Source organism: Pseudomonas sp. UMAB-40 (assembly GCF_900095275.1).
GTDB lineage: Bacteria > Pseudomonadota > Gammaproteobacteria > Pseudomonadales > Pseudomonadaceae > Aquipseudomonas > Aquipseudomonas mandelii_B.
The window spans coordinates 15,553-42,518 of record NZ_LT607568.1; the positions used below are offsets into that span (position 1 = coordinate 15,553).

At 61.3% G+C, this 26,966-nt stretch carries 17 protein-coding genes; 7 read left to right on the top strand and 10 right to left on the bottom strand.

Annotated elements, in window-relative coordinates; all coding sequences use genetic code 11:
• The 3 genes from K0F88_RS23045 to K0F88_RS23055 form a co-directional block, all read left to right on the top strand.
• A partial coding sequence (locus K0F88_RS23045) for a phosphoketolase (protein WP_257605331.1) occupies positions 1-2,249 on the top strand: 2,249 nt, incomplete at its 5' end.
• Positions 2,250-2,301: 52 nt separating this feature from the next.
• On the top strand, positions 2,302-3,189 hold the full coding sequence (locus K0F88_RS23050; RefSeq protein WP_094467868.1) for a universal stress protein: 888 nt from the start codon (positions 2,302-2,304) through the stop codon (positions 3,187-3,189).
• Positions 3,190-3,293: 104 nt separating this feature from the next.
• Positions 3,294-4,001: a phosphoribosyltransferase gene (locus K0F88_RS23055; RefSeq protein ID WP_094467341.1), complete on the top strand. Its 708-nt coding sequence runs from the start codon at positions 3,294-3,296 to the stop codon at positions 3,999-4,001.
• A gap of 24 nt (positions 4,002-4,025) precedes the next feature.
• Here K0F88_RS23055 and K0F88_RS23060 read toward each other — a convergent pair whose 3' ends face one another.
• A complete protein-coding gene (locus K0F88_RS23060) occupies positions 4,026-4,451 on the bottom strand; it encodes a potassium channel family protein (RefSeq protein ID WP_094467867.1) in 426 nt (141 codons plus the stop codon).
• A 273-nt stretch (positions 4,452-4,724) separates the two neighbouring features.
• Between K0F88_RS23060 and K0F88_RS23065 the strand changes: the two genes are divergently transcribed.
• Together K0F88_RS23065 and K0F88_RS23070 are read left to right on the top strand one after the other, a co-directional pair.
• Complete coding sequence (locus K0F88_RS23065; RefSeq protein WP_094467865.1) at positions 4,725-5,645, top strand: universal stress protein; 921 nt, start codon at positions 4,725-4,727, stop codon at positions 5,643-5,645.
• Between the two features lie 96 nt (positions 5,646-5,741).
• Positions 5,742-7,130, top strand: a complete 1,389-nt coding sequence (locus K0F88_RS23070) for an MBL fold metallo-hydrolase RNA specificity domain-containing protein (RefSeq protein ID WP_255141753.1) — start codon at positions 5,742-5,744, stop codon at positions 7,128-7,130.
• 61 nt (positions 7,131-7,191) lie between these two features.
• On the opposite strand, the gene arcD is transcribed toward K0F88_RS23070, so the two are convergent.
• The 5 genes from arcD to K0F88_RS23095 all read right to left on the bottom strand — a co-directional run bounded on the left by arcD (position 7,192) and on the right by K0F88_RS23095 (position 14,477).
• A complete protein-coding gene (gene arcD / locus K0F88_RS23075) occupies positions 7,192-8,685 on the bottom strand; it encodes an arginine-ornithine antiporter (RefSeq protein ID WP_094467862.1) in 1,494 nt (497 codons plus the stop codon).
• Positions 8,686-8,892: 207 nt separating this feature from the next.
• Positions 8,893-9,960, bottom strand: a complete 1,068-nt coding sequence (locus K0F88_RS23080) for an ArsO family NAD(P)H-dependent flavin-containing monooxygenase (RefSeq protein ID WP_094467861.1) — start codon at positions 9,958-9,960, stop codon at positions 8,893-8,895.
• 88 nt (positions 9,961-10,048) lie between these two features.
• Positions 10,049-11,392 carry a TolC family outer membrane protein gene (locus K0F88_RS23085; protein ID WP_257605332.1) on the bottom strand — a complete coding sequence of 448 codons (1,344 nt, stop codon included), beginning with the start codon at positions 11,390-11,392 and terminating at the stop codon, positions 10,049-10,051.
• 1 nt (position 11,393) lies between these two features.
• Complete coding sequence (locus tag K0F88_RS23090; protein WP_094467859.1) at positions 11,394-12,740, bottom strand: HlyD family type I secretion periplasmic adaptor subunit; 1,347 nt, start codon at positions 12,738-12,740, stop codon at positions 11,394-11,396.
• Entirely contained in the window at positions 12,741-14,477 is a 1,737-nt protein-coding gene (locus tag K0F88_RS23095) for a type I secretion system permease/ATPase (RefSeq protein ID WP_219096649.1), read from the bottom strand.
• Between the two features lie 314 nt (positions 14,478-14,791).
• On the opposite strand from K0F88_RS23095, the gene K0F88_RS23100 reads away from it, so the two are divergent.
• On the top strand, positions 14,792-15,487 hold the full coding sequence (locus K0F88_RS23100; protein ID WP_094467857.1) for a response regulator transcription factor: 696 nt from the start codon (positions 14,792-14,794) through the stop codon (positions 15,485-15,487).
• On the opposite strand, the gene K0F88_RS23105 is transcribed toward K0F88_RS23100, so the two are convergent.
• Positions 15,488-16,975: a sensor histidine kinase gene (locus tag K0F88_RS23105; RefSeq protein ID WP_094467856.1), complete on the bottom strand. Its 1,488-nt coding sequence runs from the start codon at positions 16,973-16,975 to the stop codon at positions 15,488-15,490.
• 73 nt (positions 16,976-17,048) lie between these two features.
• On the opposite strand from K0F88_RS23105, the gene K0F88_RS23110 reads away from it, so the two are divergent.
• Positions 17,049-23,000, top strand: a complete 5,952-nt coding sequence (locus K0F88_RS23110; protein ID WP_219096650.1) for a peroxidase family protein — start codon at positions 17,049-17,051, stop codon at positions 22,998-23,000.
• A 71-nt stretch (positions 23,001-23,071) separates the two neighbouring features.
• Here K0F88_RS23110 and K0F88_RS23115 read toward each other — a convergent pair whose 3' ends face one another.
• From K0F88_RS23115 to K0F88_RS23125, 3 genes are read right to left on the bottom strand one after another with little or no spacing between them, the layout of a single operon-like run.
• A complete protein-coding gene (locus K0F88_RS23115; RefSeq protein WP_219096651.1) occupies positions 23,072-23,773 on the bottom strand; it encodes a VIT family protein in 702 nt (233 codons plus the stop codon).
• Positions 23,774-23,804: 31 nt separating this feature from the next.
• The gene (locus K0F88_RS23120) at positions 23,805-24,782 is read right to left on the bottom strand and encodes an FAD:protein FMN transferase (RefSeq protein ID WP_257605333.1); all 978 of its coding nucleotides are present in this window, start codon (positions 24,780-24,782) and stop codon (positions 23,805-23,807) included.
• Positions 24,766-26,946: a PepSY domain-containing protein gene (locus K0F88_RS23125; RefSeq protein WP_219096652.1), complete on the bottom strand. Its 2,181-nt coding sequence runs from the start codon at positions 26,944-26,946 to the stop codon at positions 24,766-24,768. Before K0F88_RS23125 ends, K0F88_RS23120 begins: the two co-directional genes overlap by 17 nt.
• Positions 26,947-26,966 lie beyond the last annotated feature (20 nt).

The following is a 26,966-nucleotide window of genomic DNA, read 5'->3' on the forward strand; positions in this document are numbered from 1 at the left end:
TGGCGCACATCAAGCCACGCTTGCTCGGTCACTGGGGCACAACGCCGGGGCTGAACCTGATCTATACGCACCTCAACCGGCTGATCAATCAGTACGACTTGAACATGCTGTTCGTGGCCGGCCCTGGCCATGGCGGCCCCGCCGTGGTGGCTCAGACTTACCTGGAAGGCACCTATACCGAGTGTTATCCCTCGGTGGAGCGCAATACCAACGGCCTGGTTCGCCTGTTCCGGCAGTTTTCCTGGCCTTACGGAATCTCCAGCCATGTGTCGGCGCAGATTCCCGGTTCGATCCATGAAGGCGGTGAACTCGGTTACAGCCTGGCCCACGCCTATGGCGCGGCGTTCGATAATCCCGATTTGATCGTCGCCTGCGTGATTGGCGACGGTGAAGCCGAAACCGGCACGCTGGCGGCGAGCTGGCACTCCAACAAGTTTCTCAACCCGGCGCGTGACGGTGCGGTATTGCCGATCCTGCACCTCAATGGTTACAAAATTGCGAACCCGACAGTGCTGGCCCGCATCAGCGAGGATGAGCTGTCGGCCCTGATGTATGGCTATGGCTACGCCCCGTATTTCGTTGAAGGCGATGAGCCGGCGCAGGTCCATCAGGCCCTGGCCCGGACGCTGGAGACGATGGTGCTGAAAATCCGCGAGATCCAGCGCGAAGCGCGCCAGCCTCGACCATCCGGGGCGCCAGAGCGGCCGCTTTGGCCGATGTTGGTGTTGCGTACGCCCAAAGGCTGGACCGGGCCGAAGTTCGTCGATGGCCATCGTGTCGAAGGCACCTGGCGTGCGCATCAGGTGCCCTTGGCCGATTTCCAGCAACCGACTCATCTGCGGCAACTGGAGGAATGGCTCAACAGTTACCGTCCCGATGAGCTATTTGATGCCGATGGCGCGTTGCTGCCTGACATCGCTGCGCTGGCACCGACCGGGCATCGGCGCATGAGTGCCAACCCCCACGCCAACGGCGGGGCGTTGTTGCGGCCGCTGAACCTGCCGCGATTTGCCGATTACGCGGTGAAACTCGAAGCTCCTGGCAGCTTGCGCGCCGAGGCCACGCGAGTCATGGGCACGTTTTTGCGCGATGTGATGAAAAACAACCTGGCCTCGAGCAACTTTCGCTTGTTCGGCCCGGATGAAACCGCCTCGAACCGGCTGGACGCGGTCTACGAGGTCAGCGCCAAGACGTGGATGGCGCCACTGGAGGCGGACGACAACCATTTGGCCGCCGATGGCCGGGTCATGGAAATCCTCAGCGAACAGGTGTGCGAGGGCTGGCTCGAAGGCTATTTGCTGACCGGGCGTCATGGTCTGCTGTCCTGTTACGAGGCGTTCATCCATATCGTCGATTCGATGGTCAACCAGCACGCCAAATGGCTGAAAACTGCCAGCGAAGTGCCATGGCGCAAACCCATTGCCTCGCTCAATTATTTGCTCACTTCCCATGTCTGGCGCCAGGACCATAACGGCTTCTCCCACCAGGATCCGGGCTTCATCGACCTGGTGGCGAACAAAAAATCGGACGTGGTGCGCATCTACCTGCCGCCCGACGCCAATTGCCTGTTGTCGGTGGCTGACCATTGCCTCAAGAGCTGCAATTACATCAACGTCATCGTCGCCGGCAAACAACCGGAATGGCAGTGGCTGGACATCGATGCCGCCATTTGCCATTGCCAGGCCGGCATTGGTCGCTGGGGGTGGGCCAGCCAGAACGATGACGACCCGGACGTGGTCATGGCCTGCGCCGGTGACGTGCCGACCCTGGAAACCCTGGCCGCCGTGACCCTGTTGCGCGAGTACGTGCCGGACTTGCGGGTGAGGGTGGTCAATGTGGTCGACCTGATGGTATTGCAGCCGTCCTTCCAGCATCCCCATGGGTTGTCGGACTCGGCGTTTGATGCGCTGTTCACCGTCGACAAACCGGTGATTTTCGCCTTCCACGGTTACCCGGCGCTGATCCACCGTCTGCTCTACAAACGCACCAATCATGACAATTTCCACGTCCGTGGCTTCAAGGAGGAGGGGGCGACCACCACCCCGTTCGATATGGCGGTGATCAACAATCTGGATCGATATCAATTGGCGCTGGACGTTGTCGAGCGGGTGCCGCGGCTGCGCGATCAGCTGCAAACCGCGCGGTCGCGCTACTGGTCGACGATGGAGCGGCACAAGCTCTACCTCATCGAGCACGGGCAAGACCTGCCCGAGGTGCTGAACTGGCAATGGACGCCGGCAAATCCCTGAGTCTTGCCGCGCCGGGGTGCGTGTCGAATGTCCACCTGACGGGAGTCACATCATGAGCCAGTATCAACGCTTGTTACTCATCATCAACCCGGCCCTGCGCCATTCCGCAGCGATCAAACATGCGGCGGCATTGGCCAAGGCCAGCGGCGCGAGCCTGCATATCGCCGCCTTCATTCCTTCGTTCAAATTGTTGTCGCTGCTGGAGGAAGGAGATCGGGAAATGGCTCGTCAGCGCTACTTCCAGGACCATCGCGACTGGCTCCAGGCGCAGGCCGAGACGCTGCGCGGCGAGGGCATCGATGTGACCACGGAGGTGGCCTGGGCCGAGGATATGGAGCAAGACATCCTCGATCACGTCACGGAAATGCAGCCCGATCTGTTGATCAAGCAGGTGCAGCACGAATCAGCGCTCAAACGCGTCTTTTTCACGCCACTGGATTGGTACTTGCTGCGCCACTGTCCGATGCCGGTCTATCTGGTGGGCGGGGGGGATGGCGACGGCTGGCCGCGCAAGATCGTGGCCGCGGTGGAAGTGTTCGACACCGAGTCCCCCGACAACACACTGAACGACCGAATCATCAGTCAGGCCACCAGCCTCGCCATCCAGTGCGATGCCGAATTGCATTTGCTGTACGCCTGTGACATTTCGGCGGCTTTTCTGGCGGACATGGATGGATTGACCCTGGCGGACTTGACCAAAGCGCTGCGCAAGGACCTGCAGCAAGCCTTCGAGAAACTCGCCGGCCAATACGGTGTGCCGGCGGATCGTTGCCACAGGGTGTCCGGCCATCCGGTCCAGGCATTGAGTGAATTTGCCCACGAACACGAGGTGGATGTGATCGTGATGGGCAAGGTCCAGTCCTCCGGCGTCGACAAGCTTCTGGGCAGCACCACCGAGCATATTTTGTATCAGGTGCCGTGCAACGTGCTGGCGGTCTAGACGGTATCGAGACCAGGTTGATGCGCACCGTCGTCAGCACGACAATCGACGGTGCGCAGTTGAGAGGCGAGCCGACAGGCCTGATCGCCTGAGGAGGTTTTCCGATGAGTCAGAATCTCTCGTTGCCCACCACTTTGCAGGACCGGCCCGCCGCCGGTCGACGCCTGGTGGAACCGTTGCTGCAATACGCTCACCGCCCCGATGTGATCATTCTCGCGTTGCCCCGTGGCGGGGTTCCGGTGGCCTATGAGGTGGCGACCGCCCTTGGGGTGCGCCTGGACCTGATGCTGGTCCGCAAGCTGGGCGTGCCGTCACACCCAGAGTACGCCATGGGCGCCATTGCCAGCGGCGGTATTCAGATTCTCAATGAACACGCGCTACGGGCTCACCCCATCGACAAGGCGGCATTCGATGTCGTGGTCGCCCGGGAAACCCGCGAGTTGTTGCGTCGCGAGCAGGTTTACCGGGGAACGCGCGCGCCGGTGCAACTCAAGGATCGGGTGGTGATCCTGATCGACGACGGCCTGGCGACCGGCGCTTCGATGCAGGCGGCAATCCATGCGGCGCGTGCACAGGCGCCGTCGCGGATTGTGGTCGCGGTGCCCGTCGCACCGCTCGAAACCGTCGAGGCGTTGCGCCGCGAAGTGGATGAGCTGATCTGCCCGATCATCCCCGAATGGCTCATGTCGATTGGCTATTGGTACCTGGATTTTTCTCAGACGTCGGATCAAGAGGTCATCGATCTGTTGCAACGGGCCTGGCAGCGCGAAACCGCTTCCGAAGCCGATACCCGGGACCGCCCCGGTGCATGAGCCTGAACTCGAAAACTGGCACGGTTATTTGCGCTTCCAGTACTTCTGCATTTCAAGAAACAGGAAGGACGCCGTCCAGGTAATCAGCACCAGACCGGTCAACGCTTGCAGGCCGGTCAGGTATTTGAGGTTGCCTACCGGTGAAATATCGCCGAAGCCGATGGTCGTGTAGGTGGTGAAGGAAAAGTACACGCAGTCCATGAACGAACCATCGAAGTTACCCGTCAAGGTGCCCCATTCGCCGGAGCGCACCATTAGGTAATAGACCAACGCGAAGCACCAGACTTCCAATGCGTGGGCAAACAGGGCCCCGAATACCCCGACGACGATCCTGAAGCGGCTCCAGAGTTTGAGGCGGGGCAGCCAATCGTTGAGCCGTAACAGGCATTCGTAGTGGATGACCACGACGATGATCACCACCAGTGTATTGATCAGCGTGACGGTCAACATGGCGAGCCTTCGTCATTAGCGGGTCAGTGTTTTCTACGCCTGGGCGACGAAAAATCATTGAGTTAAATCAACAATGCTTCTGTGAGCCGCAGGTCGATGGGGACGCCCGCCGAAAGACTCCCATTAGTTGACAAAGATCAGAGCCCTCGCTGGATAACGCCTGATACTCACACAACAGCTTTGCAGCCGCCATCAGCCTGAAGAGCTGCACAAACGCTGACAGGAGTCGGGTTTGCGGTAAGGCAATAAATCGCTTCCAGGACGAGGTAGGTGATGCTGAAACTCAAACGTATCTTATTGATTGCACCCAGCGAAATGATCCGGACTCCGGCGTTCGACCGCGCACATGCGTTGGCCAGTGCAACGGGTGCGTTGTTGCACATCGTCGCCTTCGACTATGTGCAGGCGCTGGCGGTGGCCGGGCTGTTTGATCACGACGCGATGGCCCAGGCACGGGAGGGCTACTTGCAGGTGCATCGTCAGTGGCTGGAACAGCAAGCCCGGTTTCATCGAGGCAGCGGGTTTCAGGTGACCACTGAAGTGGTCTGGGCCAAATCCAGCCGGGCGCACCTGCTTGAATACGTCAACGATTTCCATGCGGATCTGGTGATCAAGGACACTCACCACGTACCGGCACTCGACCGAGCGTTCCATCGGCCACTGGACTGGCTGTTGCTGCGCGACTGCCCGGCCCATTTGCATCTGGTCACAGAAGCCAGGAATCCCAAGCCGGTGAACATTCTCGCGGTCATCGATCTGTCCCATCTGGAGGATCTGACCCAGGGGCTCAACGACCGGATTCTCGACCTGGCCTCGACACTGACGGTCTCCTGTGGCGGTGCCTTGCACCTGCTTAACGTCAGCAACTGGTCGGTGGTGGGCGACGCAACGATGAGTGTGCCGACCCTGAGTCTGGATGACAGCCTGAGAGACGCGGTCAACGATGCCCAGGAAGAGGCCTTCGAGGCACTTGCCGAACGCTACGGCATCGACAAACAACGCCGACACCTGCTGACCGGCATTCCACACAAAGTCATCGGTCTGGTCGCCAAGCGGCACGCATTCGACATGGTGGTGCTGGGGACGGCTTATAGCCATGGGATCGACCGGTTCATCGGCAGTACCGCCGAGAGCGTCTTGAACCACGCACCGTGCAGTTTGATGTTCGTCAAGCCACGCCCCTGGCTCGACTGAACGGCCACCCGTTGCGCCACAGTTGATAAAAATCAACTGCCCTTGAGCCGAAAGGAGCGATCAATAGCGCTTCCATGAATGTTCAAGGAGCCGGCCATGCGAATGACATTTCTTGGTGCTGCGGGCACCGTCACGGGCAGCAAGTACTTGCTGGAGCATCGCGATCAACATGTGCTGATCGATTGCGGATTGTTCCAGGGCTACAAGCAACTGCGCTTGCACAACTGGGACCCTTTCCAGCTGCCGGTTCGCGACCTCCAGGCCATCGTGCTGACCCATGCCCATCTGGATCACAGCGGCTACTTGCCGGTGCTGGCGCGCAATGGTTATCGCGGTCCGGTGTATGCCACGCCCGCCACCTGTGAATTGGTCAAAATCTTGCTGCGAGACAGTGGTCGCTTGCAGGAAGAAGAGGCCGAATTCGCCAATCGACACGGCTTTTCCAAACACGCCCCGGCGTTGCCGCTTTACACCGAGCAGGACGCCGAACGCGCACTGAAGCTGTTGCATCCGGTGGAGTTGCACCACCGGGTCACGATTGTTCCGGGGCTCAGTATTCTGTTGCGCGGGGCCGGGCATATCCTGGGCGCCGCGACCGTTGAAATCGTCGCCGATGGCATCACGCTGGTGTGTTCCGGGGACCTGGGGCGGCCGAACGATCCGTTGATGTTCGCCCCGGAAACCATCGAACAGACCGATTACCTGCTCATAGAGTCGACCTACGGTGACCGTCGGCACCCTGAAGAGTCGCCGCAGAAACAACTGGCCGAGGTCATCACCCGCACCGCGCTGCGCCATGGCATCACCCTGGTGCCCTCGTTTGCGGTCGGGCGAGCGCAGTTGTTGATGTATCACTTGTATCGACTCAAACAGCAGCATGCGATCCCAGACTTGCCGATCTACCTCAACAGCCCCATGGCGACGGATGTCACGCGCTTGTATCAGCGTTTTCGCAGTGAGCACAGGTTGTCGCTGGAGGAATGCGAAGGCATGTGCCAAGGCACGCATTTTGTCCGCGCGACCCGCGACTCGATCGAGTTGGATCAGATGCGCACCCCTGCGGTAATTCTCGCCGCCAGCGGCATGGCAACCGGAGGGCGGGTGCTGCACCACCTCAAGGCACTGGCGCCGAATCCGCTGAATACCCTGCTGATCCCGGGCTTCCAGGCCGGCGGCACCCGCGGTGCACAAATCATCGCCGGTGCGCCTTCGGTGCGTATCCACGGCAAGGACGTGCCGATCCGGGCCGAGGTGGTGCCGATGGAAACCCTGTCCGCGCACGCTGACGCCGACGAGATCATTGAGTGGCTGCGCGGGTTCAAGCGGCCGCCGAAACACACCTATGTGGTGCACGGCGAGCCCAATGCCTCGGATGTCTTGCGTCGGCGCATCAGCCTGGAGTTGGGCTGGTCGGTGTCGGTGCCGGAGTACCGTGACAGCGTCGACCTCACGCTCATCGATCCGTCTTCAAGCTCATCGTTCTGATAAAAAAGCCCCCTGGCCGGTTTCAAGGCCAGGGGGCGGGCTGCCCGATGTTCACTCGCCCTTACAAGGCCAGCGTCCCGGACCACAGCATCCACCCTGCAAAGGCAGCCGCCGTCCAGATGATGATCAACAGTCCAGTTTCAGGACCACTGAGCGGTTGGCCCTGGCGAGACTTCATCGTGACCAGGTAAATCAACGAGCCGGGGGCGTAAAGCAAAGCGCTGAGCAGCATGTATTTAGGCCCGGCGGCATACAGCAGCCATACGCAATACAGCGTGGCGACCAGGGCGATGGCCATGTCGCGCAGTTGCAGGCCCCTGTGACCGGCGTAGGTCTGGCCCTGCCAGGTCAATTTCAGCGCGTACAGACCGCTGAACAGGTACGGCAGCAGAATCATCGACGTGGCCAGGGAAATCAGCGCGAGGTAGCTGGCGCTCGAGTACAGTGTCAGCAACAGGAACAGTTGAATGCAGCCGTTGGTGATCCACAGCGCATGGGCCGGCACGCCTTGGGTGTTTTCCACGGCGAGTGTCCCCGGCATGACGTTTTCCTTGGCCGGTGTGAACACCGATTCCGCTGCCAGCAGCGTCCAGGCGAGCAGGGCGCCGCCCACCGAAATGATCAAACCGATGCTGATCAGCACTGCGCCCCAAGGCCCGGCCGCCGCCTGAAGCACGCCGGCCATCGACGGGTTTTTCAGCGCGGCAAGTTCCGGTTGTCTGAGAATGCCCAGTGACAACAGGGACACCGCGATCAGCAGCAACAGGGTGATGACAAAACCGATGACCGTGGCGCGACCGACGTTGGCCCGTTCTGCGGCGCGGGCGGAAAACACGTTGGCGCCCTCGATCCCGATGAACACCCACACGGTGACCAGCATGGTGCTTTTGACTTGATCAAGCGTGCTGCCCAGTGCCGACGAACCCCAGAAGTCGACCGTGAAGGTTTCTTTCTGAAAGGCTGCGATCACCAGGCCGATAAACAGCAGCAACGGCACAATCTTGGCGATCGTCGTCAACGCGTTGGCCCGCGCCGCGGTGCGCATGCCCCTGAGGATCATCCAGTGCAACGACCACAGCACCACAGACGCCCCGGCAATGGCCGCTTTGTTATTGCCTTCACCAAACAGCGGGAAGAAGTAACTCAGCGCCGCGAACAGAATCACCAGGTAACTGACGTTGCCGATCCAGGCGCTGATCCAATAGCCCCAGGCGGAATTGAAGCCGAGGAATTCGCCGCCCAAAGCCCGGGCATAGGCAAACACGCCGTTGTCCAGGGCCGGCTGGCGGTTGGATAAGGACTGGTAGACCAGGGCCAGGGACAGCATGCCGACCCCGGTAATCAACCAGCCAATCAGAATCGCCCCGGCTCCGGCACTGGCCGCCATGTTCTGCGGCAGGCTGAAAATACCGCTGCCGATCATCGAACCGACCACTAGGGCGATCAGCAAACTCAGGGACAGTCGCTTGGGCTCGACCTTTCGCAAGCTGCCCGCCAGCGGATGGGGGACCGTCGGCGGGATAATCGGTTGAGTGCCTTGCAGTTGGGTAGCCATGTCAGCCTCCACGAGACGAGACGAGAGTTCTCTGCACTCACCGCGAATGCGCTGGTGCGAATGCTGGCTCTAAATGTCGGCGTGAACGGGCTACCCGTCTTTGATTTAAGTCAGATACGGGGGAAACAGTTATGCCGGCGTCGGCGAGTTTTTTACGAAAGACCTTGGGGCGATGAATCGCCCCCACCGCGGTGATGACCCTTACATTCAGTGTTCCGTTAAAAATCGATCGATTTCTTCCACGGTGCTGCGTGCCGTGCGCGTGACGCCGATCAGTGTTGCGGAAGCGGCGCCGGTCCAGTCGCCATAGCCCACCAGCCACAAGCGCGGCTCTTGAATGGAGTGCGTGCCTTCGACGGCCACGCGCCCATCGGCGGAGCACACGCCCAGTGATTGCAGATAGCCAAGGGCCGGGCGGAACCCGGTGCACCAGATCACCGCGTCGACCGGCGTTTGCGAGCCATCGGCCCACGCCACGCCGGTTTCGGTAAAGCGCAGGAAGGGCCGAACCGCGTGCAATACGCCGCGCTCCCGGGCTTCGATGACGGGCGGCACCATCACGATATCGCCCAAGCCACCGACCGGTTGTTCAATGACGGTGCCGGCGAGTTGGGCTTTCCAGCGTTCGGTGGCGCGTTCGAACAGCACTCGGCCATCGACGTCATCGGCGAGAAATTGTGGCGGCTGTGGGGTGACCCAGGTGGTGTCAGCCACTTGCGAGACTTCAGCGAGGATTTGTGCACCGGAGTTGCCACCGCCCACCACCAGGACCTTTTTTCCGGCAAACGGCTTGGCGTCGACGTAGTGGGCGGAATGCACTTGCTGGCCGGTGAAGGTTTCAATGCCGGGGTAGTGCGGCAGGAAGGGATGGCGCCAGGTGCCCGTCGCGCTGACCACCGTGCGGGCCAGCCAGCTCCGGCTATCGCTTTTGAGGTGCAGGCGATTGTCCCGGCGTTCAATCGCGTTCACCCAATAGGGCCGCGCGGTAGGGAATTGGTAGCGTTGCTCATACTGGTGCAGGTAATCGAGTACGTTGTCGCGGCTTGGGTAGCCGTCCGTGACCGGCGGCATCATCCAGCCGGCGATGGAGCTCCAGGTCGAGGGTGAGAACAGTCGCAGGGAATGCCAGCCGTGCCGCCAGGCGCCGCCCGGTCCGGCTTCGGCATCAATAATCACAAACGAACGCCCTGTTCGACGCAGAAAGTAAGCCACGGCGAGTGCGGACTGGCCACCGCCGATAATTGCGACGTCCACTTCGGTGGGGGTAGAAGGCATGGCGAATCCTCAGGGCGCAAAGTCACGCCAAGATACCCCAGGCGGATCACCTATTTGTTGATGTTGCTCAAGCGTTTGGTGCAGCGGTTCAAAACGCCAACTTCGGCCCCAGGTAGGCATTGGCGCTGGCGATGTCGTCATCCCCCAATGCGCCAACATCGGCCGCCAGCCGCAGCTTGGCCAGCAGGTAACGCAACTTCGCTTCGAACAGGTCACGCCGGGCGGTGTAGATCTGTTCCTGGGCGTTGAGGATGTCGACGTTGGTGCTGGACCCGGCCAGGAAACCCTTTTTCGAGGAGTCCAGTGAACGCTCGCTGGATTTGACCGCTTTTTCCAAGGCACGGATGCGCGCTTCGCCGCTCTGCACGCCGCGAAACTCCCGGGTGGTGCCGGAAATAATTTCTTCGCGAGTAGCATTCAGGTCTTCTTCGGCCTGATCCCGGGTGGCGACGCTTTGCCGGGCGCGTGCGCTGACGTAGCCGCCGCTGTACAGCGGAATATTCAGCTCCACGCCGGCCGAGCTGTAGCGGTTGCGCTGGTTTTGCGTGGACAGGGTTTCACTGTCGGCGGCGGTGTAGCCCAGCACCAGATCCAGGGTCGGCCAGTGACCGGCCTTGGCCTTGGCCACTTCTTCGTCGGCGGTGTTGACGTTCAAGCGGCGGGCCCGGATCGAGGGGCTGTCGGTTCCCGCGCGAATAATCCATTCCTGCAGATTGTCCGGTTGCAGCGGCGGCGTGGGGAAGGAGTCTTGCAGGGTGGCGATTTCATCGGGTGTCTGCCCGAGGTATTCCTGCAACAGGCGCCGTGCCACGGTGACGCTGTCTTCGGCTTCGATCAGCTCGGCCTGGGCCAGGTCACGACGGGCCACCGCTTCGTCGACGTCTGTGATGGTGCCGTCGCCGAGGTCCTTGCGCCGTTGGGTCGAAGCCACTTGTTCATTGAATGATTTGAGTTTGGCCATCGCCAGTTCCACGGTCTCGTGGGCCAGCAACACGTCAAAGTAGCGCCCGGCCAGCTTGACGGCCGCATCCTGCGCCTTGCCGTCGAACACCGCCACACCGTACTCGGCCTGATATTCGCCTTGGCGATACTCGGCCATTTTCTGCTTGTTGAAGAGCGGTTGGCGCAGTTGCAGGGTGGCGCCCCGGGAGTTGTAGTTCAGGTCATTGGTCTGGCTATTGCCGAAAAAATCCGGCTGCTTTTGTGTGCCGTTTATGTGGTTGTCGAAGGCAGTGATGCCGATTTTCGGCAGCAGCCCGGATTGACCGATGGTGCGGTTTTCCAGCGCGGCATCGCGTTCGTGACCGGCGGAAAGGTAGGTCGGGCCCTGGAACTGCATCAGGTTCCAGGACTCGCGAAGGTCCAGCGCCGCCACCGACTGAGCCAGGCCCAACAGGGCGACGAAACCGATGAACCGACCGCGGCTGCTCACGTCATTGCTCCTTGAACGCACTGTTGACGCGGTCCAGCAGCGGCTTCAACAGGTAGCTGAGCATGTTGCGTTCACCGGTCTTGATGGTGACTGACGCGGGCATGCCTGCGCGGATGTGGTTGCTGCCAAGCAGGGCCATGCCGGCGGGCGTCACTTCGATCTGCGCCAAATAGTAGGGTTGTTTGTTGTCGTCGCTGACCAGGCGATCGGCGGAAATGGTCAGCACCTGGCCCGGAATGTTCGGTGTCTGCACGTGATTGAACGCGGGGAACGAGATGGTCACCGGCAGGCCTGACGCCATTCGGTCGATGGCCTGCACCGGCACCATCGCGTCGATCTGCAACGGTTCGTGGGCCGGGACGATTTCCATGATCTTGAAACCGGGCGCGATCACGCCGCCGATGGTCGACACGTTCAGGCCCTGGACCATGCCGTCGATGGGCGAGCGGATCACCGTGTGCCGGACCTGATAATCCAGGGCCTGCAACCGGTCGGTGAGGGCGCTGTTTTCCTTCTGCACATCGGCCAGCAGGGACTGCACTTCCTTGCGGTAGTCGTACTCGCGCTGCAGGATGCGCAGCTTGATGTCGGCGACTTGGCCCCGGGCCCTTGCAATGTTGTTGAGGTTATCGGCCTGCGAGGCGTTCAAGTCCGAACCGGTGCGTTCGAGCTCCAGCATGCGGTTGCGGGGTACGTAGCCTTCGGCGGCGAGTTGGCGGACCCCGACCAGCTCCTGATTGAGAAACCCTATCTGCGCCGAACGGGCACTGTAGATGTGCTGCAAACCCTTGATCTGCGCCTCGGCGGAGTTGAGCGACTCGCGCAAGATGCCGATCTCGCCCTCAAGGCTGGTGCGGCGTGTGGCAAACAGATGACGTTGCAGGTTGATGGCGTCGTTCAGGTGATCGTTGCCGGCATAGCGTTGCAACATGGCAGGGTCGAAAACCACATCGGCGGCGCCATCGCGTTCGGCTTCCAGGCGGTTTTCCATGGCTTTGGTGGCGATGTATTGCGCGTTCACCACCCCTTGTTCAGAGAGTGCCTGGGTGGCGTCGAGCCGCACCAGTTCCTGATCCTTGCTGACGCTGTCGCCTTCGCGTACCAGAATCGTTTCGACACTGCCGCCCGTGAGGTGCTGGATGGTTTTGCGGTTGCTGGTGACCTTGACCGTGGCGGTGGCGACGATGCCGGCGTCCAGCGGTGCCAGCCATGACCAAAGCAGAAACCCACCAAAGCCGAGGATCACCAGCAGCACGCCCCAACGTGCCGGGCGATGGTCGTCGACATCGATATTGGCTGCCGCGCGCACCAATTCCTGGCCTCGCGGATCAAGACTCAAGGCGCTCATTTATTCTCTCCCCCGAACGGCTGACAGGGTCGGAGCGCCCACCGTCGGCAGCACGCTGGTCTGGCGCAACGCCGCGAACACTTCGTCCCGGGGGCCGAACAATTGCGTGCTGCCTTCGCGCAGCATCAGGACTTTGTCGACAGTGCCGAGGATGCTCGGACGGTGGCTGATCAGCACCGTGGTGCACCCCCGCGACTTGAGGTCTTCGAGCACTTCGATCAGGGCTTTTTCCCCGGCGTCGTCGAGGTTGGCGTTCGGCTCATCCAGCACGATGATTGACGGCTCGCCGTACAACGCACGGGCAAGGCCGATACGCTGGCGCTGACCGCCGGACAGCGGGTTGCCGTCGACGTCCAGGGTGGTGTCGTAACCGTGGGCAAAGCGCAGGATCATGTCGTGCACACCGGCCCGTCTGGCCGCCACGATCACCGCGTCACTGTCGACCTCACCGAAGCGGGCAATGTTGTCGGCGATGGTGCCTTCGAACAATTCCACGTCCTGGGGCAGGTAACCGACCCAGGGGCCGAGCTCTTCCTTGTTCCACAGGTAGACGTCCACACCGTCGAGCCGCACTTTGCCGCTTTGCGCCGGCCAGATGCCCACCAGCAGCCGTGCCAGGGTTGATTTGCCCGACGCGGACGGGCCAATGATGCCCAGTGATTCACCCGGTGACAGGTTGAAGTGCGGCCCGCGAAGGATTGATTGGCTCATGCCCGGCGCCCCGGCGTGCAGGTGTTCAACCGAGAGCATGCCCAATGGACGCTGCAGCTTCATCGCATCGGCCCGGGGCGGAAATTCCTGCAGCAGCTGCTTGAGCCGTGCCCAGGCGCGACGGCTGGTCAGCAGTTGCTTCCAGGCGCCGATCAGTTGTTCGACGGGGGCCAGGGCGCGGCCACTAAGGATCGAGCATGCGATCATCATGCCGGGGGTGATCGAGCCTTCGATGGCCAGCAGGGCGCCGGTGCCGAGGATCAGCGATTGCAGGGCGATCCGCACAAAACGCCCCAGTCCACTGATGTAGGCGGCCCGATCGGATGCCAGGGTTTGCATTTCGAGAATCCGCAGGTGGCTGCCGAACCAGCGTTGAGTGATAGCCGGCAGCATGCCCATGGCCTCGATGACTTCGGCGTTGCGCAGATTGTTGTTGGCAAAAGTGCCCGAGATTTGTGACGCTAGATTCGCTTCGTTCAACGGCTTTTTGGTGGCGATTTCAGTGAGCCAGGTCAGGGATACCAGAATCAGCGAGCCGCACAGGGTGACGATCCCGAGCAAGGGGTGGATCAAGTAGGCGACGAATAGGTAAATGGGCGTCCACGGCGCATCGAAGAACGCAAACAGGCCGTTGCCGGTAAGAAACTGGCGTACTTGCGCGAGGTCTTGCAGGGCTTGCGCCGGGTTGCCGCCAGCACGCTGCAGGTTGCGCTCGAAAGCGGCGGTAAAGACACGCCGGTTCAGGGCCATGTCCAGTCGGTTGCCGACCCGGATCATTACGCGAGTGCGCACCACTTCCAGCATGGCCAGCAAGGTGTACAGACCGATCATCAGCAGGGTCAGCATCAGCAGCGTGGTGAGGTTGCTGCTGACCAGCGCCCGGTCATACACCTGCAGCATGTAGATGGCCGGCGCCAGCATCAGCACGTTGATCACGCCACTGAAACCGGCCAGTGAATAGAACGTATGACGCAGCCGAAAAAACACCTCGGCAAATTCGGAACGCTGCGGGTTTTTCTTGTCCATCGGGAGGTTCCCGTGCCGTGGATTCATGTACCTCAGCGTAGGGGAACGACTGTTGGTCGGATGATGCCCCGATCCGGTTTTTACGCGTCAATATTTTATTGACGCTTTTGACAGTGTTGAAAAACAACGGGTTGGGTCATTCTTTTTCAGAGGCTTGTGATGAGGATGGCTTTTTGTCGGTCGAATTTCGTGCGACCTAAGTCTAATTATCGTCCTCAAAGCCTGCGGTACTTGCGACCAGTAACCGGCATCCGCCCGGGTTAGCTGCTATTAATCAATGGTGTTCGAATACTTGACCCTTTCAGGAGCGCGTCATGAACCCTTTCATCCGGATCGGCATCGCCGATGATCATCCTTTATTGCGTGAAGGCGTGGCCAATACGCTGAGGAAGAGAGCGGATTTGCAAATCGTGGAGCAGGGTGGCAGCGCGGATGAAGCCCAGGCCATTGCGATACGAATGCGACCGGATGTGATGCTGATGGACGTCAATATGCCGGGCGACGTATTCGCCGTGGTGCGATTTATCTCCACCCAGTTGCCTGACGTAAAGGTGCTGATGCTGACGGTGTCGGAGTCTGAAGATGACGCCTATTCGGCGCTCGAAGCGGGCGCGCGCGGTTATGTGTTGAAAGGCGTCAGCGGGCCGGATCTGGTGCTGGCGATCCGGTCGATCGCGAGGGGCGAAACGTATATCACCCCCGAATTTGCCAATAAGCTGCTGAGCAATTTCAAAAAGCATGAGGCTGAAGTCCGCAAGATCGACCTCACCCATCGGGAGGAGCAGATTATTCGTGAGGTCTCAAAGGGCCTGACCAATAAAGAAGTGGCCTCAAAACTGTTGATCAGCGAAAAAACCGTCAAGTACTACATGACCTGCGTGATGCAGAAGTTGCACGCACGCAACCGGGTCGAGGCGGTGACGGCCCTTCGGCGTTATTGGGAGCGTGAGGCCGTCGGCCGCCTGCACATCGGGGTGGGTATTCATGTAGATGCCCGGGGTGGTTCGTGACTAGAGGTTGAATTGTGCGTTCACTGATGTGCCGGCGCTGGACGACTCGATGCTGAACAACCCGCCCAACGATTCCACGCGATAGCGCAAACCCGCCAGCCCGAGCCGGGTCCTGCCGGCGGTCTCGACCACCATGGCGTCAGCTGCCATGCCCGGTCCACTGTCCCTGACACTGATGTACAACAGCCCGTCAATGTAATCGGCATTGATGGCCTGGCCTCTGCCCTGGGCATGGCGGTACGCATTGTTGAGGGCTTCCTGGACAAACCGGTAAAGACAGAGCTTGAGTGGCAATGACGTCACCTCAGGCAGCGGCCCCAGCGACAATTTGACCTTGGTGCCGGTGCGTTGCTCGTGGCGCTGCGCCACCAGTTGCAACTCCTCCGGCAGGCTCAGGTCGTTGATTTCGGGAAGTGCCAGCCCCCGCGACAGATCACGCACCTCACGCAATGCATCGGTGGCAGCGCCGCGGATGGTTTCCAGGGATTCCTGATCGATGTCGGTGCAGTTTTCAGCCAGGTCATCGAGCCGGATGAGGATCAGCGTCATCAGCTGTGCCGGGCCGTCATGCAAGTCCGCGCCGATGCGGCGCAAGGTCAGTTCGTTGATGCGTGAGAACTCCTGAGTCGCGGTGGTCATCTTGCGCTGTAGTGCAGCATTGCTGATGTGCAAGCGTGTTTGCTCCAGGAGCCGCAACCGCAATGCGACTTGCTGGCGCTGGATGATCTGGTCACCGCGTCGCACCAGGAAGAACAGCAACGTCAGCATCGCCAGCGTCGCGGCACCGACAACCATCCACACTTGCTGACGAATACGATTGATTTCCTGCTCCAGGCTGGTCGCCATTTCATAGAACTCGCCCACCGCGATGATTTTTCCGGTGTTGAACTCCCGCAGCGGCGCATAGATTTCATAGAGCGGTACGTTGAGCTTTCGCTCGAACTCGTTCTCTTCCTGATCCAGGTCCTCAAGGTCGGTGACCACATTGCCCTTGAGCGCCTCGGCGATTTCATCCATCGGGAATTTGCGATTGGTGATGGATTTGTCGGTGCTGTAAACCACGGTGCCGTCCGCGCGCCAGATCTTGATCGAGACGATGTGCCGTTTCAGTGAACGGCTTTCCATCAGGCGGTCCAGGGATTCGACGCTGGTGGGCGACAAGCCGTTATCGCGACTCATCTCCTGTACGTAGGGTTCCAGAAACGCTTCCATGTAATGGGCGCCGGCTTCGGCGGCGCTTTGCACGGCGGCCCGTTCGATTCGTGCACTCACCAGGTTGCCGACGAAAAACATCGTCAGTCCCAGGATCAATGCCGCGGCAATCACGAACTGTGTGGAGCGGCTCAGGTTGCGTGTCCGGGCCTTGAAGCGGGTGCGCCAGATTGCCCGCTTGCCACGCTCTCGAGGCGGGGGAGGCTCGACCAAAGTCTCAGTCTGGTCACCGACAAAAGTCTCGTTTTTTGATTCGACTTTTGCATCTTTTGCCATCGGTCCGGTTCCCTGATCATCGTGATAAGTCGGTTGGAAAACCCTGCAACTCAACGGATATCTGGAGATTGCCATGTATGAGCTAAAGCGCTTCACCCTCAATCAAAACGATATTTCGTTTCTTGAGCAGCAGGTTACATTTCCAACCATTCATGTCGTGGGTTACAACGCCGCCGGTGAACCGCTGTACGGCTACAGCGGGTCGGATGGCAACGTCCATGTGCTCGGGATTCTCGGCAGCTTCAACCCTCTGGATATCCCGGCCGGCGAAACCCGCTGGTACAACGGCGCACGGGACCCGATCGGCTTGCGCGATGTGTCCGGGCACTTCAACAACCTGACCCAGGACGGTCAGGCCTGGGGCAGTTTCGGGCAGAACTTCATTCGCCTGACCCACTCCGACTACACGCACTACGTTCATCAGAACCTGGATAACGCCGCATTGGCAGGGCCGGGCGTTCCCGTCGGTGCCACGCCCATGACTGACAGTAGTTCACTGTATAGCGATCCGACAGCTTCGCTGGTGGACTACACGCCACGGATGATCAGCCAGACCATCGTCAGCGGCGGGGTGACCTTTGCCACCGATGCCAATGGGCATATCCAGCACACGGCAAACGGCGTGGCCATCGTGACGGATCCGGGCATCCTCGGCACCATCGGTGAAGTCGATACCACCTCGCCGGACTCGGGCCAGTACTACATCCGCAACCAGAACACCGTCAGCGGCGACCCGTCGACCACCGGCTGGTTCACCTTGTTCGGGCAGTTCTTCGACCACGGCCTGGACTTCATCAACAAGCCCAACCAGAACGCGACGATCACCATTCCCCTGGCGCCGGATGATCCGCTTTATGGCTCCATAGGCCCGGACGGACAACCGGTTTACTCGATCAAAGTACACCGCGCCTCTGTCAGCGAAGTGGACGGGCAAGGCCAGGCGCAATACGTCAACCTCGACTCGCCGTACATCGATCAGAACCAGACTTACGGTTCCAACGAGGCCGTGACCCAGTTGCTGCGCCAGTGGGTGGCGGACCCCAATCACCCTGGCCAATTCATCGCCGGGGCGGCGCTGTTCGACGGCACGACCTTGAGTGATGAAGCGGCCTGGACCCTCAACGGGGTGCTGACCCACCAGACCCTGCCAACCCTGAGCGAACTGCGCGCCCACGTGCTGGCCACCGGTCGTGACGACCTGACCTGGGACGACATCGCCAACTTCCGCGTGCGCGACGCCCACGGCCATGTGCTGGACGCCGACCCTACCACCGCCGGCGTGCAGGCGGTGTATACCCGCGAAGCGATCCTGCTGGACATGAACCCGCACTTCGACGATGTGCATATCGATCAGGCGAAGCTGATGTCGCTGGATGCCCACATCATGAGCATCACCTTCGATGCGAACAACCCGTATGGAATGGTCATCAACTACGACAACTCGGGGCCGAAGAACCTGTTCAGCTTCGTCAACTTTGCCGACTTCTCCATCAGCGCCGCCCCCGGCAGTGCCGATTTTGCGGTGGCCAACGAGTTACTGCTGCAATCGGTGGGCGACCACTACATTGCCGGTGATGGTCGGGTGAACGAAAACTTCGGCCTGACCGCCATTCACCACGTCTTCCACGAAGACCACAACGTGCAGCTGATCAACCTGCAGAACGAGGTGCTGGGGCAGACCGACGTCAATGTGCGGCATAACTGGCAGGTACATATCAGTAACGGCAGCGGCGGTTTTTACACCGATGCCAATGGCAACTTCACCCTGGCCGATGGCGTCACCGTGTCCTGGGATCAGGACAAGTTGTTCTATGCCGCCAAGCTGACCGTGGAGATGGAATACCAGCACGTCGCGATCGACCAGTACGCGCGGCTGATCACCCCTGACTTGCCGGAGTTCGTGACCTACGACTCGAGCATCAACACCAACATCTCGCTGGAGTACGGCCAGGCGGCGTTCCGTTTCGGCCACTCGCAATTGCGCGAAACCATCGACGCTCTGGAGAAAAATGCTAGCGGCGGTTACGACCTGACGGGCGCGATTACGCACTATGCGTTGGAGCAGGCGTTCCTCAACCCCGGTGGTTTCGCCGACATAGGGCCAACGGCGATTGCCTTGGGCATGACCCGGCAGATCAGCAACGAAATAGACGAGTTCGTCACCCCGGCGTTGCAACAAGGCTTGCTGGGCCAGCCACTGGACCTGGCGACGATCAACCTGGCCCGTGGTCGCGACCTCGGCCTGCCGACCCTGAACCAGGCGCGTCAGCAGATTCACGATGCGCTGATTGCCGAACGGGCCTCACCGGCCGGCGCGCAGCACCACACCAACCTGATCGTCGACGGCCTGACGCCCTATACCAGCTGGAGTGATTTCGCCAACAACATGATTCACCCCGAGTCCCTGGTGAACTTCATCGCCGCTTATTCTTTCGACGGTGACGTGGCTCATGCTCAGGCGATTATCGATGCAGACGTCTCGGGTCTTACCGTCAGCTATGCCGGTGGCAGTGTCACGGCCGAGCAGGCGGCGTATTTCCTTTCCGGCGCGGCAGACGCCAACGGCAATCATGTGGCGGGCTATGACGGCTATAACGCGATTGACCTGTGGATCGGTGGCCTCGCCGAAAAGCACGTTTACACCGGGCAACTGGGCACCACCTTCAACGCCATCTTCGAGGATCAGATGGAGCGGCTGATGGACGGTGACCGTTTCTATTACCTGTACCGCCTCGATCTTGGCCTGCCGGCGATGACCAACCTCAACGAACAGGTGGTCACCGAGCAATTCAAAGACATCATCGAACGCACCACCGACGCCCGGCACCTGGCCGGTGATGTCTTCGGCTATGCCGACAGCTACGTGGAACTGAGCTACACCGATTCCGGCGCGAGTGCCACGGCCTACAAGAGCGAGCACAAGTACGGGACGCTGATCGCGGCCAACCATGTGGGCGTCTACTCAACCGGTGGCTCGGGCGGGATCGGTGGTAACGGCCTGCTGGTCAGCCTGACCAGCCCGGAAACGCATACCGCGCAAACCTACATTCGGGACTACCGTCCGGACCAGGGCACGAACCCGGATGGCACGGCGGCGGTGGGTTACAACTCCCACGAAGTGCTGGTCGGCACCGACTACAACGACTGGCTCGACGCCGGTGACGGTGACGATACGATCTACGGCGAAGGCGGCGACGACATCCTGGACGGCAAGGCCGGTGCCGACCATATCTACGGTGGCGACGGCAACGACGTGATCTATGGCGGGGATATCGAAGACTTCCTCGATGGCGGGGAAGGGGACGACACCATCTATGCCGGGACCAGCGCCGGCGCCCTCGATGTGGTGATTGGCGGTAACGGCAACGATCACCTCTACGGTGAAGCCGGGATCGATGAGTTGTACGGTGGCGCCGGCAATGACTACATCGATGCCGGTGGCGACACCGACCTGGTGCATGGCGGTGACGGTAATGATGAGATTTACGGCGGCGACGGCCCGGACATCCTGTTCGGTGAGGACGGCGACGACATCATTTCCGGTGGCTCCACCGGCGACCAGGAGTTTGGCGGTGTCGGCGACGACATTCTGTTGCCGGGCCTGGGGGGCGCTCCGGGTCAGGGCGATGGTGATGAAGCCCTTGGCGACGTGGGCTTCGATATTGCTGCCTTCAGCGATGTGAACATCGCGCTGGACGCGGCAGCAGACCTCAACAATCAGAATATCGTCGCGGCACCGGGCACCGCAGTGCTGTTCCAGCCGTTCAACGCCTTGCTGGCGGACATTGAAGGCTTGATCGGTTCACGCTTCAGCGATGCCCGTGCGAACACGGTCACGCCGGCCAATCCGCTGGCGGGCCTGATCGGCAATGCCACGGAGAACTGGCTGATTGGCGGCAGTGGGGACGATGTGTCCCAAGGCAACGGCGGCAATGACGTGATCGTCGGGGATTCGATCAAACTGGCCGATCTCAATCACTTGCTCGCCAGTCAAGGGTTTGCCGAGCACTTCACCGGTCTGCAATCGACCCGCCCCGACTTCGTCCTGGGCGATAACCATCAGGCCGCCGGCACCGCTGATGGCGCGGCGGACACAGCCATCTACTCGGGTAACTATGCCAATTACAGCATCACCAAGTTCACCGACACCCGGCCGGGCGGCGAGCTGATCACGGCGTTCAAAGTGGTGGACCTGCGGGTGGGTGCTGCGAACGTCGATGGCACCGATATTGTCATCGGCGTTGAAAAACTGCGCTTCGCCGACCGCACGATCAACCTGAGCATCACCAATCACCTGCCGAGCGGCAACGTGACGCTGTCGGGTTATGCCACCGCACCGACCACCCCAAGTCGTCCGGTGCCGGCCCCATACCGGCTGACCGCCAACACCTCGGCCATCCAGGATGCCGATGGCTTGCCTGGACCGAGCGGGTTCTCCTATCAGTGGCAGGCACTGGTGGGCGCGACCTGGTTGAGTATCGCCGGGGCGAATGCGTCGACCTTTGCACCGACTTCGGCGCAGTTCGGCCAGCAGCTGCGGGTTGTCACCACGTACACCGACAACAACGGCACCGTGGAACAACTGACGTCAGACCCTTCGGAAGCGGTAGGGCGCTTCATCGAAGGCACTAACTCATTCTTCTTCGGTGATACGCTCAATGGCACCAACTATCAGGACATCCTGATGGGCTACTCGGGCAATGATGTCCTCAACGGCGGGCTGGGTTCCGACTTGCTGGACGGTGGCGCCGGTAACGATACGATGCGCGGCAACGCTGGCAATGACATCTACATGGTCGATGCCAATGGCGATGTGGTTCAGGAAAACCTCAACGAAGGCACCGACACGGTCATGTCCTCGGTCAGCTATACCCTGGGCGCCAATGTCGAAAACCTGACCTTGCTAGGCTCGAACAACATCAACGGCACCGGCAACGCGCTGGACAACGTGATCCATGGCAACAGCGGTAACAACCAACTCAGTGGGCTGGCCGGCAACGACTCGGTCTTTGGTGAGGCAGGCAACGACACGCTGCTGGCCTCGCTGAACGACGGCAACGACCACTATGACGGTGGCTCGGGCACCGACACCTACGATTTGTCGGCCACATCGGCGCCAGCCACGGTCGATTTGATCGCCGGCACGTCAACCAGCACCCAGACCGGCAACGACTCGCTGACCGGCATCGAGAACGTCACCGGCAGTTCGGGCGACGATCACATCCAGGGCGATGGCGTCAGCAACCTGTTGCAAGGCCAGGGCGGTAATGACTGGATGGACGGTGGCAGCGGTGACGACACCCTGGTGGGTGGACAAGGCCTGGACAGCCTGTTCGGTGGCCTGGGCAATGACACCTTCCGGGCATCGGTCAATGATGGCAATGACAGCTACGACGGCGGTGGCGACACCGATACCTATGACTTGTCAGGCACATCGGCCAACGCCACGGTCAACCTGTCCACCAACTCGGCCAGCAGCTCGCAAACCGGTAGTGACACCTTGATCAGCGTCGAAAATGTCATCGGCAGCAGCGGCACTAACACCCTGACCGGTGACAACGCCAATAACGCCCTGACCGGGCAGGGCGGTATCGACACCTTGAGTGGCGGCGGTGGCGCCGACACGCTGGCGGGTAATGGCAACCGCGATACGTTGACCGGCGGTGCAGGGGCGGACATGTTTGTGTTCAGCTCGATCAATGACTCGGGAACGTCGGCCGCAAGCCGTGACGTGATCACGGACTTCTCGCACGGAACCGACCATATCGATCTCACCCTGATCGATGCCCGGACCTCCGGCGCAGGTTCCGCCGGTAATCAGGACTTCACCTTCCTCGGCGAGTGGAACGGCGCTGGCAACGAGTTCAACAACCAGGCGCAATTGAAGTACCACTTCGTCAATGTCGGCGGGGTCGATCACACGTATGTGGAGGGTAATGTAAACAACGGTAATGGCGCCGATTTCCAAATTGATCTGGTCGGGCACGTGGCCCTCACTGCGAGCGATTTCGTCGGCGTGGTCTAGGTTGGCAGCGTACAAAGGGCGCCCCGTTTAATTATCGGGCGCCCTTTGTTTTTTTGCAGGATGAACGTGAGCTAGACCACGGCGCCAAACAAGTGCCCCACCAGCGCTGTAATCCCCATGGCCAGCGCCCCCCAGAAGGTCACCCGCCAGGCACCGGTGATGACCTTGGCGCCGCCGGCTCTGGCGGCAATGGCGCCCAGCGTCCCGAGAAACACCAATGACATGCCCGATATCCAGGGCACCACGCTGTGCTCCGGGGCGACAAACGTCACCGCCAGGGGCAGGGCGGCACCCACCACGAAACTGGCGGCGGAGGCCAGGGCGGCCTGCAAGGGTTTGGCGGTCAGGGTGGCGCTGATGCCCAGTTCGTCCCGGGCGTGCGAGCCGAGCGCATCATGGGCCATCAATTGATCGGCCACCTGACGCGCCAGCTCGGGGGAGACGCCACGGTGCATGTAGATGTTGGCGAGCTCGATGTGTTCGGCTTTCGGGTCACTGGCCAGCTCGGCCCGTTCGCGGGACAAATCGGCGCGCTCGGTATCGGCCTGGGAATGCACGGAGATGTACTCGCCTGCGGCCATTGACATGGCGCCGGCCATCAGCCCCGCCATGCCCGTGACCAGCAACGTGGCGTGGCTGGCATTGGCGGCGGCGACGCCGATCAGCAGGCTGGCGGTGGAGACAATCCCGTCGTTGGCCCCCAGGACGGCGGCGCGCAGCCAGCCGATACGATCACTGCGGTGGGATTCGGTGTGTCTGTGCATGAATTTCATGGTTGAGCGCGACTCACTGTCATTGGGCGGTTCACATCGGGCGGGTTTCAATCTGCGCCTGCAACTGGCCGCCGACAATGGATATTTCCTTGAATTGTTGGCCGTCGCGCAGCACGAACAACACGTCCATCTCGCGTTCCTGAGCCAAGCGTGGGCCTTCGGTTTCACCCAGCACCATCAGCGCCGTGGCCCAGGCATCGGCGAGCATGCACGAAGCAGCCACCACGGTGACGGCGGCGAGCGGGTTGCACAGCGGCGCGCCAGTGGCCGGGTTCATGGTATGGGCATAGGCTTGACCGGCTACGTCGACCCACTGTCGGTAGTCCCCGGAGGTCGCGATCGCGGCGTCGCCAAGTTCCATCACGCCCATGACTTCACGCACGCCCCGGTCAGGCTTTTCCACGGCGACGGTCCAGCACTGGCCGTCGGGTTTGACGCCCCGGGCGCGCATCTCGCCGTCGATGCCGACCAGGTAGCGGGTGATGCCAAAACCTTCCAGACAACGGGCCAATTCATCGACGCCAAACCCTTTGGCGATGCCATTCAAATCAAGGTGCAGCGGCGCGCGTTTGCGCACCTGATTGCGTAACGGGTCGACCACCAACGCGGCGCTGGCTGACAGCCGGGTGCGCAGCGGCATCGTCGCGAGCCCCTGTTCTGTAACGGTCGGTTCTGCGGGGCCGAATCCCCAGGCATTCACCAGATCACCGACGGCAATGTCGAAGGCGCCGCCGGATTGCTGACTGACACGCAGTGCCGCTGACAGTACCGTTGCCAGTTCCTGGGGCACCGAAATCCATTGCTGCTCGGGGGCGGCATTGAGGCGGTTGAGGTCCGAGTCGGGTTTCCAGGTGGACATTTGCTGATCCACCCGGGCCACGGCGCGCGCCAGGCGATGACCAATTTCGTCGGTATCGATGCCGGCCCCGGCATAAAACAGGGCGGTGTAGCGCGTGCCCATGGTTTCGCCGTTCAGGCTGTAGCGCTGCAACTCAGTAGACGTCTTCACGGTAGCGTCCTTGTGCCTTGAGGGTCAGCACCGTCAGGTTGAGAGGGGCCAATACTTCATCGAGGGCTTGCATCACGCCTTTGGCCATTTCGCGACTGCCACACACCAGCACCTGAGCGCCTTTTTCAATCAGGCGGCGCAGGGGCAGGGCATCGCCGATCAGCCGGTCTTGCACGTAGCAGCGGTCCTGAACCTGAGAAAAGGCGGCGCGCAATGCCGTCAGGCGTCGGTCCGCCAGGTATTGATTGAGCTGCGGTTCATAGAGAAAATCCGAGGCCGGGTTGCGCCCGCCCCAATACAAGTGCATCGGGTGTCGAGCCGTGTTGTTGCGGATAAAACCGGCCAGAGGACCGATGCCGGTACCGGCGCCGATCAGGATCACCGGGTGCGTGCCCGACGCCGGGCGAAATTGCGGGTTGGGCTGGATAAACACCTCGATCTGCGCACCGATGTCCAGGCCATGAAGGAATTCCGAGCACAGGCCTCCGTTGTGTTTGCGCACACAGATTTCCAGCACGCCGTCCTGCGAACCGCTGGCCAGCGAGTAGAAACGGGGGATCGGACTGCCCGGAGGCACAATCCCGACCAGGTCACCGGCCAGGAAGTCCGGCAGCTCGCCGGGAGCCTTGAAGCGCAACACGTGGGTCGGTGCGTTCACCTGTTCGCCGTAGACAATGCGCTCTGTCAGCTCTAATGGATGGATCTGTGGCCGCTGCGGGGCATGGACCAGTGTCAGGTCATGCTTGAGCACTTCGCCTAGCGCGTGGCCCCAACGCGCAAATTCCTGAGAGGACTGGCGGTTGACGGTTTCCAGCCCCAGTAACGGCGAGCCACCGGCCTGCAACATCGCGTCCTGCACCTGATGGGCGTACTGACAGAACTGCGCAAACTGCCGGTCACCAAAGCCCAGCACGGCAAAGGGCAGGCCGGGCTTGAGGCCTGATTTGACCAGCCGCGCCATGAACTGCGAAGCCGAGGCTGGCGCGTCGCCGTCACCGTGGGTCGCGGTGAGGATAATCACGCGTTGGGCGCTGCGGTAGTCGTTGGCGTATTGATTCATCGCCGCGCTATGCACCCGGTGTCCGGCCAGGTGCAAGGCGTCATGCAAGGTCTTGGCAAAGCCCCAGGTGCTGTTGTTTTCACTGCCCACCAGAATCACGCTGTCGGCAGAGTGGGCAGGGCTGTTGTGGCGGATGTTCGGGCTCGCCTTGCGCCGGCGCCACCACAACAGGAGGCCGGTGACGCTCATCAACGGCACACAGAGGGCGCAGAGCCCCAGCGGCAGGCCCAGCCACCACAGGCCTTCACCGGTGTGCAGTTGATAGATCAATTCATAGAGGTTGTGCATCGAGTCGTGGGCCTGGTAGGACAACAAGGCGCCGCTGGCCTGATCCACGTAGCCGTCGCCCTGGGCGGTGCGCAGGGAAAACACGTCCTTCGGGTTGCCGGGACTGGGGTAGACCAGCTCGCGCAGGTCATTCAGGTCGGTGGCCTGCAAGGCTTGCAGGCTCGCCACTGGCAAGGCCGGCCCGGCACTGACGTGGGCGGGGAAGGCGGGTTCATTCTGACTGCCGTCGGCGATAAAGCCGAAGGTGGTGGCGGACATATACAGCCCGCTCAAGGCCGACAGCAGCAGCCCGAGCAAGGCCAGTCGCCCGACTTCAGCATGCCAGCGCTGGTTGAAGGTGCCGCGCAGTGGCCGCAGCAGGTTGCGCCAGCCACCCAGGCGCCGGGCCAGCAATAGCGCGCCGGACACTGACAGCATCAGCATGAACAACGCGCCGACACCCGACACGCCATGGCCCGGTGTGCCGAGGAACATCGAGCGGTGCAGCTCTTTCACCCAACGCGTGAACGCGGAGGGTGCATAAGGCGCGAGGCCTTCGCCAGTCAGTGGGTCGACCGTTTCAGCCCCGGCCTGACCGTTCTGGTTGTAGTAGACGATGACCGTCCCGGACGCTGTGCGCTGGATCTGCTCCACGCCTGGGAAGTGATTGGCGACACGCCCGGCCAGTTGGCCGACGTTGAGTTGCCCGGCCGCGGTGGCGGTGTTGTGCAAGCGTTCCAGCGCCGGGTCGACCGACAGGATCGCGCCGCTGATGGCCAACAGCATGACCAACAGGGCCGCGATCAGGCCGGGCAGGGAATGGGACTGGCGAAGCATGTTCAGCCTCCAGAAAGGGC

Coding starts and splice junctions, on each gene's coding strand:
- arcD (WP_094467862.1), bottom strand. CDS start 8,685: ATGGCTACCCAACTGCAAGGCACTCAACCGATTATCCCGCCGACGGTC.
- K0F88_RS23110 (WP_219096650.1), top strand. CDS start 17,049: ATGTATGAGCTAAAGCGCTTCACCCTCAATCAAAACGATATTTCGTTT.
- K0F88_RS23095 (WP_219096649.1), bottom strand. CDS start 14,477: ATGGACAAGAAAAACCCGCAGCGTTCCGAATTTGCCGAGGTGTTTTTT.
- K0F88_RS23065 (WP_094467865.1), top strand. CDS start 4,725: ATGCTGAAACTCAAACGTATCTTATTGATTGCACCCAGCGAAATGATC.
- K0F88_RS23115 (WP_219096651.1), bottom strand. CDS start 23,773: ATGAAATTCATGCACAGACACACCGAATCCCACCGCAGTGATCGTATC.
- K0F88_RS23070 (WP_255141753.1), top strand. CDS start 5,742: ATGCGAATGACATTTCTTGGTGCTGCGGGCACCGTCACGGGCAGCAAG.
- K0F88_RS23125 (WP_219096652.1), bottom strand. CDS start 26,946: ATGCTTCGCCAGTCCCATTCCCTGCCCGGCCTGATCGCGGCCCTGTTG.
- K0F88_RS23080 (WP_094467861.1), bottom strand. CDS start 9,960: ATGCCTTCTACCCCCACCGAAGTGGACGTCGCAATTATCGGCGGTGGC.
- K0F88_RS23090 (WP_094467859.1), bottom strand. CDS start 12,740: ATGAGCGCCTTGAGTCTTGATCCGCGAGGCCAGGAATTGGTGCGCGCG.
- K0F88_RS23105 (WP_094467856.1), bottom strand. CDS start 16,975: ATGGCAAAAGATGCAAAAGTCGAATCAAAAAACGAGACTTTTGTCGGT.
- K0F88_RS23055 (WP_094467341.1), top strand. CDS start 3,294: ATGAGTCAGAATCTCTCGTTGCCCACCACTTTGCAGGACCGGCCCGCC.
- K0F88_RS23100 (WP_094467857.1), top strand. CDS start 14,792: ATGAACCCTTTCATCCGGATCGGCATCGCCGATGATCATCCTTTATTG.
- K0F88_RS23060 (WP_094467867.1), bottom strand. CDS start 4,451: ATGTTGACCGTCACGCTGATCAATACACTGGTGGTGATCATCGTCGTG.
- K0F88_RS23050 (WP_094467868.1), top strand. CDS start 2,302: ATGAGCCAGTATCAACGCTTGTTACTCATCATCAACCCGGCCCTGCGC.